We start from the raw sequence: 6285 nt of genomic DNA, 5'->3' as shown, positions 1-6285 counted from the left end.
TATAGTTTGGTACCTTTAAAGATATAACATTTTTCCAATTGGCCTGCTGATTTCAAATTTTAAGGAGACTGTAACATTATTCTTGAATCAATTCAAAACAGTTTCTTAAGCAGAAACGGATTAATCACCCCTATAAAAAAGGATATATATGAAACATCATTTCTTTATAATAAGCTGCCTGATGCTGCTTTGTATTTGCAGCGCGGGATATGCCTATTCTCCGCGTGAAGTCATCAATCTGAACCGGGAATGGAAGTATATGCGCGGAGACTGCCGGGGAGCGGAGCAGACGGGATATGACGACAGCGGTTGGGAGCGTATCGGACTGCCCCATTCCTTCAGCATTCCGTACTTCATGTCGAGAGATTTCTACACAGGATACGGATGGTATCGCAAGCATGTCGCCTTTACGGAAAAGAATCTCTCGGGAAAAATCTTTATGGAGTTCGACGGCGTGTTTCAGGAGGCGGAGATATTTGTAAACGGAAAGTTCGTCGACCGCCATCGCGGGGGATATACCGGATTTTCAGTCGACATAACGGAGGCGGCGCAGGTGGGAGACAATCTGATTGCGGTGCGGGTAAACAATTTATGGCAGCCGACTCTTGCGCCGCGCGGCGGAGAACATGTATTCAGTGGGGGAATATACCGGAATGTCCGGTTGGTATTGAAGTCGTCCACCTACATCGACTGGTACGGAACGTTTGTCACGACATCCGGACTGGACACGAGCAACGGCGGATATGGGATTGTGAACGTTTCAACCGAGGTCAGGCATTCGGGAAACGATACTGACAACTTCCGTCTGGTATCCAATGTGCTGTCTCCCGACGGCCGGATTATCGCATCGGCCGAGAAAGAGATAGAGATGAAGTGCAATACGGCTCAAACCGTAAGGCAGACGACGGAAAAGATTGAGAATCCCTGCCTGTGGCATCCGTCACATCCGGTATTGTATAAGCTGGAGAGTCTGCTTTTCAAAGGCGACAAACTGATAGACCGGGATGAAACTTCGTTCGGCTTCCGCTGGTTTGAGTGGACAAAAGACCACGGCTTCTTTCTGAACGGGGAACATCTGTATTTTAAAGGAGTAAACGTACATCAAGACCAGGCCGGATGGGGCGATGCCGTAACGGACGCCGCCGCGCGCCGCGATGTGGCTCTGGTTAAGGAAGCGGGATTCGACATGATTCGCGGTTCGCATTATCCGCATTCCCCGGCATTCGCGAAGGCGTGCGATGAAGAAGGCGTGCTTTTCTGGTCGGAAGCTCCCTTTTGGGCCACGGCCGGAGAAAAGAAAGACGGGTATTGGACGGCAAGCGCCTATCCCGTCCGGCAGGAAGACTGCGATGCTTTTGAAGAAAATGTCCTGCAACAATTGGAGGAGATGATACGCATCCACCGAAACCATCCTTCCATCATTGCATGGAGCATGTGTAACGAACCTTTTTTCACCACACCGGAAACGATGGACGGAGTAAGGAAACTGCTGAAGCGGATGGTAGACTATACGCATCTGCTTGATCCGACTCGACCGGCCGGCATAGGCGGAGCACAGCGTCCGTTAGGAGAAGAACGGATTGATCTGATAGGCGACATCGTGGGATATAACGGCGACGGAGCCACTATCCTCGATTTCCAGCAGCCTCCCATACCGAGCATGGTGACGGAATACGGGAGCACAAACGCCGACCGCCCGGGCGAATACATCCCGGGATGGGGAGACCTGGAGAAGAATGACGCATGGAAAGGCGTGGAGTGGCGGAGCGGACAGGCCATCTGGTGCGGGTTCGACCACGGAAGCCTCTTTGGGGAAGGAATGGCCAAACTGGGCATAATCGACTATTTCCGCATCCCGAAGCGCTCCTGGTACTGGTACCGCAACGTTTATGCCGGTGTCAACCCTCCGGTATGGAGCGTATCGGGTACCCCGGCCAAGCTGAGACTGGAAGCATCGCGATATACCGATATCAAGGCCGACGGTACAGACGATGTTCATCTGACCGTGACAGTCCTCGACGAGGAAGGCAGGGAACTGAGCAATTCACCGGATGTAAAACTTACTCTGATATCGGGTCCGGGAGAGTTTCCTACCGGCGGCAGCATCCTGTTCGAGGCGGGAAGCGACATCCGCATCATGGACGGAAAGGCGGCGATAGCCTTCCGCTCCTATTATGCAGGCGAGTCCGTCATCGAAGCCACCTCACCGGGACTGGAGCCTGCCCGCATCAAGCTGACTTTTACCGGAGCACCGGCCTACAAAGAAGGGGTCACTCCGAAGGTGGCAGACCGTCCGTATGTTCCTTTCTCCTTGCAGAAAAAGGGGAAGATACAGAGCTTCGGGCTGAACAATCCCGCATTCGCGAGCAGTGCTGCTGACGGACACTCCACAGGATATGCTGCCGACGGCAAGTTTGATACGTGGTGGGAACCCGAAAGTTCTGACCAAAATGTCTATTGGACGCTTGATACGGAACGTTCCCTGATGCTGAGTGAAGTCAGCATACGGTTCGCTTCTACAGACCGATACCAATATAAGGTGGAAGTGTCAGAAGACAACAAGAATTGGATGCTGGTCTCAGACAAGACAGGCAACAAGAATCCGGTCGGATCGGACAAGATAAAACCCGAAAAGACGGTGAAGATGCACTATCTTCGCCTCAGCTTCCCCCAGACCGGGAAATATGTAACGCCGAAGCTTGCCGAGGTGGAAATTCTGGGACAATTGGATTAAGCAGGTTTGGACAGCATCCGCCTGCGCGATGATGCGGTCAGAACAGATTTTTGACCGTAACAAGAATTTTCTCATGTCCGACGGACGGAACGGAAACAGAAAAGAGTCTTGCTCTGGGATGCCCTCAAGAGCAAGACTCTTTCCTGTTTTCAGTCAATCTGCAAGCTGATGTCCTTGCCTTCCGCAACAATCAGCAGTTCTTTCCGTTCCGCATCATACTGCCAGTCGGCCGCATCCTTTACCGAGGACATGGCAGGCATATTCCGCAATATAAAGGCATAGCGGGATGAACGGTCTGATTTCAGTCGGAGCTCACCCTTAGCTTCATCAAAAGAGACCGTGCAATCGTAATATTCCGTACCGTCGCCCTGCGGCAGATGAAGCGTGCGGGCGGAAAGGCCGTTCGGACAAATCAGGAAAGAGCGGCAGCCTTCCAGCTTTTCACAGCCGATGCCTGTTGCCCCCGACCGGATATCCATCGGGATGATTGCCCCCTTCCGGATGAACAGCGGGAACTCGTCCAACGGATACCGGCGCGAAATCCGGGTGTCTGGGGCAAAAGAGTCGCCCGTCCAGAAGTCAATCCAGGTTCCTTCAGACGGAAGGTGGAAGACCACCGGACCGGAACCGGCCGAAGTAATGGCTTTCGTAAAGATATAATCGCCCACCTGGTGGCTTTCCTCACTAAAAGAAACATTCTTCAGGAGCGAACCTCCGTGCAGATGCGCGTCGACAACCGTAGAGAACAGATAAGGCACCAGTTCATCGTGCAATACCACGCAAAAGCGGTAGATATCCTCCACATCCTGTCCGTGAAACCAGGGCAGATGGTTGGTAAACGCTCCGTTTTCCCCGCCGTTGATCATGGCGGCCGTCATGCAGCCGAACTGGGCATAGCGGACAAATTCCTCCTTGCCGGCACGCCGCATGAAGAAGCCCGCCACTTCGCAGGCCGGCGAGGCATATCCGCGCAGAGCCGACCGGTAGATATTGTCGATTTGCAGCTTCAGGCCGCTCCAGTCTCCCGAGAAATCGCCGCACCATCCCAGATTCATCTTGTCCGGACTGGCGGAATAGCCTCCCTGATGGGAATAAGGACGCGCAATGATGATTCCTTCCGGATTCCGGGCCGTGGTATAGTCGTACATGGCATCGTAATAATACGGGCGAAACTCGGCATTGCTCATCGTTCCCTTGCTGGTCTGGAGATAGTCTCCGAACCAAAACTCGCCCTGATCGACCTTCCATCCGTATACTCCGTCAACAAATACTTTGTCCAACTGCGTATGCCACCATTCCACGGCCTTCGGGTTGGTAAAGTCGATGTGAATGCCGTATCCCTTCCACCATTCGTGCGGTTCGCTGCCGTTTATCCCCAGTTTGTTGCTGCGCACATAGTCGTAAGCCTCGCACTGCTGCAGCGGAGTGTCCTTTCCTTTCTGGTTCACCACGCCGGTCAGCCACAGGATGACCTTTACATCCTTCCGCTTGAAGTAGGAAAGCATCCCTTCAGGGTCGGGATACCGCGCTTTGTCCCAGTTGAAGTCATTGTAGGCAGTCGACCAGGGGCTGTCGATGATGGTAGCTTCCACCGGAATGCCCCTTGACAAATATCCGTCGACCAGTTTCTTTGCTCCCGTTTCCGTGTTCAGGCTGTCTTCCCATACGATGTGCCTGAACGCCCATGCGGGCGTTATGGGAGGAGTCTGGGCATGAACCGCAGTCAGCATGCCCAAGCCAAACAGACTTGCTATGACAATCCTTTTCATGGCAAGACTATTTCAGGATTCTTATATCAGGCCCCACATACGTTTGCTTCAGTCCGCCCCAGTCTGCGATAATGCGCTGTATCATCACGTCGGGGTCTCCGCAACTTAAAGTCAGCGTGTGCTTCTCGCGGCTGCGGTCAATCGGGAAAGTAAACGTTGCCTTGACTCCGTTTTGAAGCACATGGTCTTTCCATTCCTTCGAGTATTCCACCGGCACATTGTTCGTTACCTGCACAGGCTGCCCGTCAACCGACACGCCGAAGCGTGTACCTCTTCCCTTATAAATCGGGAAAACAGGCAGAGAATATACATGCAGTGTCACCGAATCGGCATCTATTGCTGTTGAAAGGGTTTGCGCCACGCACGGGTCTTTGCATCCTTTCCCCGGTATTGAAAGACACGATGCAGATAGAAGGCGGAGGATATTGGCCGCTGCTCACCTTGAGAGGTGCCTGCGCGACAGCTGCCGCTGAAATCCGCCTGAAAGCGTCGGGCATGAATCCGGATACCTTGAGGGTGAACAAGACGATGTTCTTTTACAAAGCCATAGAGGCGGTGTCCGATGAAGACACCCTCGCCACGGATGCGATGGCACGGATAGCCGGCGGCATAGGGTGTTTCGGAGAGTTGTATGCCTCCGTCGGGATACATGGCTTCAAGCTTGCATCGGCACGCAACACGCCCCTCAACCAGGCCACGCCCCTTGCCATGGCTTCGTTGCTGGGCAGGCTGATGCGTTACAAAGACCACCTGTTCCGGGAGCACCCTGACATCTATGAAACGCAGGACTATCTGGAGCAGAGTTTGTAGAACAAAGGTTGGCCTACTACCGATTACACCTTAGCCTGCGCAGAGGTAGGAGGACGGCGTGTGCTGAACGTCATTGCTTCGGTGGGCGGCCACCTGCTGGTTGTCTTTATGGAAGGAACGGATGTATCCGAAGAAACGCTGATGAAGAAGGCGGGCGAGCTGATACAGGTTGCCAAGGATAATTTGCCTTAAACACGTCTTCCCGTTCTCATCCCACCACACTGTCAACATCCACATAATAATTGGAAGGATTATTGCGGTCAACATAGACACGCACCTTCCTTTGGGGATCTATCTCGTAACTCTCATACCAGAAAGAACCGCTGTGAAACAGGTATATACGCCCGTCGGATGCCACATAACGGCAACTCACGATGATGGGATGCCGTCCGTTCATGCTTTGGTTGTCATCTTCACGGATGCCTGTTATCTCCGCCTCCACTGTATCGCCGGTAGCAAGCAGGCGGGCTATTTTCTGCCGGTGTTTCCGCCTTACCAGAATAAAAGCCAGTCCCATACCGGCAAACACCAACGCCATGGCCATCAATAGGCCGATTATCAAATTGTTATCATCCAGATAACGCACCTCTTGGGGATTGCCATTGCGATAATAGACAGTAATCTGCTTGCCCGGATGCATGGACGATGAAGACAGATTGAGCGTGGAAGTATAGGTCTTTCCGCCGACTGTGTATTCCACCACCGGTGTGCCCAGCGATTCGTGATTTGCCCCACGCATGGCCAGGATAACTGCCTGCACAGGTGTAGCTTCTGCTTTGAATGTGTGACCGCTGGTATAGATGAAGATACAGACGGTAAACAGGATGATGCCCACCAGCACAAATATTCCGCCGAAAATGCGAACAAATGCCTTGTCTTTTTTCTTGCCCCGGACCAGTGCTTTTTCTTTGTTGTAACGCATAATTGTAAAAGGGTCGTTTAATGAAATATCAACTTCTTATATCATTAAAG

The 6285-nt window shown here is 52.6% G+C and carries 6 protein-coding genes; 3 read left to right on the top strand and 3 right to left on the bottom strand.

Annotation, left to right across the window (positions count from 1 at the left end; genetic code table 11):
* Positions 1–181 precede the first annotated feature (181 nt).
* Complete coding sequence (locus B5F91_RS14560) at positions 182–2734, top strand: glycoside hydrolase family 2 TIM barrel-domain containing protein (RefSeq protein WP_239416454.1); 2553 nt, start codon at positions 182–184, stop codon at positions 2732–2734.
* A gap of 149 nt (positions 2735–2883) precedes the next feature.
* Here the strand turns inward: B5F91_RS14560 and B5F91_RS14555 are convergent, their stop codons facing one another.
* Positions 2884–4503, bottom strand: coding sequence for a TIM-barrel domain-containing protein (locus tag B5F91_RS14555; RefSeq protein WP_087429746.1), 1620 nt, complete (start codon positions 4501–4503; stop codon positions 2884–2886).
* A gap of 7 nt (positions 4504–4510) precedes the next feature.
* Complete coding sequence (locus tag B5F91_RS14550) at positions 4511–4825, bottom strand: hypothetical protein (RefSeq protein ID WP_144025141.1); 315 nt, start codon at positions 4823–4825, stop codon at positions 4511–4513.
* On the opposite strand from B5F91_RS14550, the gene B5F91_RS14545 reads away from it, so the two are divergent.
* Both B5F91_RS14545 and B5F91_RS15540 read left to right on the top strand, forming a co-directional pair.
* Positions 4819–5313 carry a hypothetical protein gene (locus tag B5F91_RS14545; protein ID WP_144025140.1) on the top strand — a complete coding sequence of 165 codons (495 nt, stop codon included), beginning with the start codon at positions 4819–4821 and terminating at the stop codon, positions 5311–5313. The two genes, B5F91_RS14550 and B5F91_RS14545, sit on opposite strands and share 7 nt — an antisense overlap.
* 60 nt (positions 5314–5373) lie before the next feature.
* Positions 5374–5505, top strand: a complete 132-nt coding sequence (locus B5F91_RS15540; protein ID WP_255376678.1) for a hypothetical protein — start codon at positions 5374–5376, stop codon at positions 5503–5505.
* Between the two features lie 16 nt (positions 5506–5521).
* Here B5F91_RS15540 and B5F91_RS14540 read toward each other — a convergent pair whose 3' ends face one another.
* A complete protein-coding gene (locus B5F91_RS14540) occupies positions 5522–6235 on the bottom strand; it encodes a DUF3592 domain-containing protein (RefSeq protein ID WP_087429743.1) in 714 nt (237 codons plus the stop codon).
* Positions 6236–6285: the final 50 nt, after the last annotated feature.

Source organism: Bacteroides sp. An322, assembly GCF_002161765.1.
In the GTDB taxonomy this organism is placed as follows: Bacteria; Bacteroidota; Bacteroidia; order Bacteroidales; family Bacteroidaceae; genus Phocaeicola; species Phocaeicola merdavium.
Note: the sequence above shows the minus strand (reverse complement) of the source record. Positions and strands in the feature narration are given on the sequence as shown.

Bases quoted from the DNA above. Each gene is read 5' to 3' on its own strand.
- B5F91_RS14560 (WP_239416454.1), top strand. From the start codon at position 182: ATGCTGCTTTGTATTTGCAGCGCGGGATATGCCTATTCTCCGCGTGAA.
- B5F91_RS14555 (WP_087429746.1), bottom strand. From the start codon at position 4,503: ATGAAAAGGATTGTCATAGCAAGTCTGTTTGGCTTGGGCATGCTGACT.
- B5F91_RS14540 (WP_087429743.1), bottom strand. From the start codon at position 6,235: ATGCGTTACAACAAAGAAAAAGCACTGGTCCGGGGCAAGAAAAAAGAC.